Origin of the sequence: Halochromatium sp. (genome assembly GCF_046541315.1) — a bacterium.
Lineage (GTDB): Bacteria > Pseudomonadota > Gammaproteobacteria > Chromatiales > Chromatiaceae > Lamprobacter.
This window is the reverse complement of record NZ_JBKHDN010000285.1, coordinates 1-2,756: the sequence shown is the minus strand read 5'-3', so window position 1 is coordinate 2,756 and position 2,756 is coordinate 1. Positions and strand designations below refer to the sequence as shown.

Sequence of the window (2,756 nt, the reverse complement as noted above, 5' to 3'; positions counted from 1 at the left end):
GCCTTGGCCAGATTGAGCCGAATCGATGGGGCTTCCGGACTCAGCTCCACCGCTTGCTCAAAGCTGCTGACGGCGGCGTCGTAGTCGCCTTGCTCCATCTCGATGCTGCCCCTGGTATCCAGAATCGTGCCAGCATCCGGGGCAAGCTCGACCGCCAGATTGGCAAGACGCAGGGCCTCGTCGGTGTCTGTCTGCCGCAGTAGCCAGGCGAGGTTGTTCAGCACCAGCGGGTTATCCGGGTTGCTCTCGAGCAGGCGTCGATAGGCGGTGATCGCCTCGTCATCGCGCTGCATCGCAAGCAGTTGATTGGCGAGCAGTAGACGCATCCCCTCATCGTCCGGACGCTCGTCGAGCCAGTTGGAGAGGGTCTCCAGCGAGGCCTCCGCGTCGCCTGCTTGGTACTGGGCTTGGGCTAGAGCAGCGACCAGGAAACGATCATCCGGGGCTTGTGCGACGGCTTGCTGAAATGCCTCGAGCGCCGCTTCGATGCGGCCTTGGTTGTAGGCAATGGCCCCGACACGGCCTAGAACCTGCGGGTTGTCGGGATCGGTTTCCAATGCCGGAGCCAGCATCTCGGACGCGCGTTCAAGCTCGCCGTCTTGGGTCAGCAGTTCGACGACGAGCAGCCGCGCTTCGAGATGGTCGGGGCGCAGTTGCAGGGCGTCTTCCAGCGCCGCGCGACCCTCGTCTCGTTGCCCGAGATCGATCAGGAGACGGCCAAGCAAGAGCGGCACATCGGCGGAATTCGGTTGCTGTTCCCGCAGGCGTCTTAGAGTCTCGACGGCGGCTTCCCGATCGCCGCTATTCAACAGTGCCAGCGTCATCAGCCGCAGCCAGTCCACCGCGTCGCCGTGGTCCTCCTCGCCCTCGCGCAGCACGCTCACGGCCTCTTCTGCGCGATCGGTTTGCAGATAGATCTCGGCCAGGCCGCGCCGGGGCTGCAGGGCTTGAGGATGAGCCGCGACCGCCCGCTTCAGCAGGTTTTCGGCCTGTTCGGTGTCGTCCGCCGCCATGCTGAGCCGGGCGAGATTGGAGAGCAATCCAAGGTGCTCGGGAGAGTCCTCCAGGTACTGGGTCGCCAGTTCGCGCGCCTCGTCCAGGCGTCCGTCGCGGGCGAGGAGGCCGGTCAGGTTGCTCGCCAGATCGGCTTTTGCATCGGGGACGCTGTCCAGCCCCTCGCGAAACACGGCCTCGGCCTTCTCGGTATCGCCTTGGGCAACGTAAGCCAGCCCTTTGAGGTTGTAATACAGCGCCGGGCTGACCTCCTCGCGTTGGTCGAGGCGTTCGATCAGGGTCAGGGCTTGTTCGTATTCTTTGGCGCGCAGCCGTTCCATGATCATCGCCACCTCAAGGCGGAGGTTGCCTTCGCCGGGTGCCAGCTCAAGCGCACGTTCCAGCTCGCTGAAGCCTTCCTCGCGCTGGCCTTCCTGCACCAGTGCGAGCCCAAGCTGCGCGCGCGTGGTAGCAGAGTCCGGCTCCATGGCGATGACCTTGCGCAGATGATGCAGGGCCTCGTCGGCGCGACCTTGAGCGAGATACAGGTTGCTCATCAACGCCAGGGTCGCGCGATCCTCCGGATTGGTTTCCAGCACGGCGTTCAGGGCGCGCTCGGCGCGCTCGCTGTCGCCATCGCGCAGGCGGGTCAGGGCCAACAGGCGGTTGGCTTCCGATGAATGGGGAACCTGCCGGGTATAACGGCTCAGATAGCTCTCGGCTTGCCCCCAGTTCTCCAGCGCGTATTGGGTCGCGCCCAGGTAGAACATCGCCGGCAGGTAGTCGGGATCGCGCGACAAGGCCTCTTCAAAGTCCGGGCGCGCCCGCTCGTAGTCTTGCTGATAGAAGGCGATCAGGCCGCTGACGTAGCTGACCGCCGGATTTTGGTCAGCCTGTTTGCGCAGGTCATGCAGGTCTTGCTCGGCACCTGCGTAATCTTGCTGGAAGATCCGGGTCAGGGCGCGCTTGAAACGCGGGGTGAAGGGCTGGTTGGTGGTTTCCACGGCCTTGCTGTAGGCCGCTTCAGCCTCCTCGAATTGTCCGCCATCGCGCTCCAGGTCGCCGAGTAGTTCCCAGGCGCGGTTGGATTCCGGGTCACTGTCGAGGGCTGCTTGCAGCGCCTCGCGCGTGGCGTCGACGTCTTTTTCGAGCCATTCGACCCAGGCCATGCCGAGCAGCGCATCGGCGTTGGTGGGCTCGAGTTCGAGTGCGTCCCGCAGGGTTGCGCGGGCCTCTTCGGTTCGTCCCTCTGTGAGCAATGCTTGTCCGCGCAGGGTCAGTGCCTGAGGGCGTTGTGCGCTGTCGAACGAGGCCTCGGCATCATCGGTCGCCGCGATGACTTGATCAATCTTGCCTTGCATCAGCCAGGCGCGCAGCAGCGGCAGGCGTAGTTGGTCCGGGTCGGCGCCGAGGTCTTGAGCGCGCACCAGTTCGGCCTCGGCCTCGGCGGCGTTGCCAGCTGCGAGACTGTATTCGCCGAGCAGACGGCGCGCCTCGGCCTGGCTCGGGTCCTGCTGCAGGGCGTTCTTGATCTCGATGATGGCGGTGCGCAAATCGCCCTCGGCATAGGCCTGTTGCGCCTGCGCGACGTGCTCCTCGGCAGAGAAGGAGGTCTGCCCGCAGGCGGTGACGAGGAGGAAGGCGGCAAGCAGCGGCCGGCGCTGGTTGGCGGTGAGGCGATGGTGGACGTTCGTCAGGGTTGCTTTGCGCATGGTGCTGCTCCTGTGCATACCGATGAGACCGCTGAATGTGATGGCCGGCGT

At 65.0% G+C, this 2,756-nt stretch carries 1 protein-coding gene; it reads right to left on the bottom strand.

What is annotated here, in order from left to right:
• Positions 1 to 2,705: XrtA/PEP-CTERM system TPR-repeat protein PrsT (gene prsT, locus ACLFQI_RS13205; RefSeq protein ID WP_410760008.1), on the bottom strand; the 2,705-nt coding region annotated here is incomplete at its 3' end.
• Positions 2,706 to 2,756 lie beyond the last annotated feature (51 nt).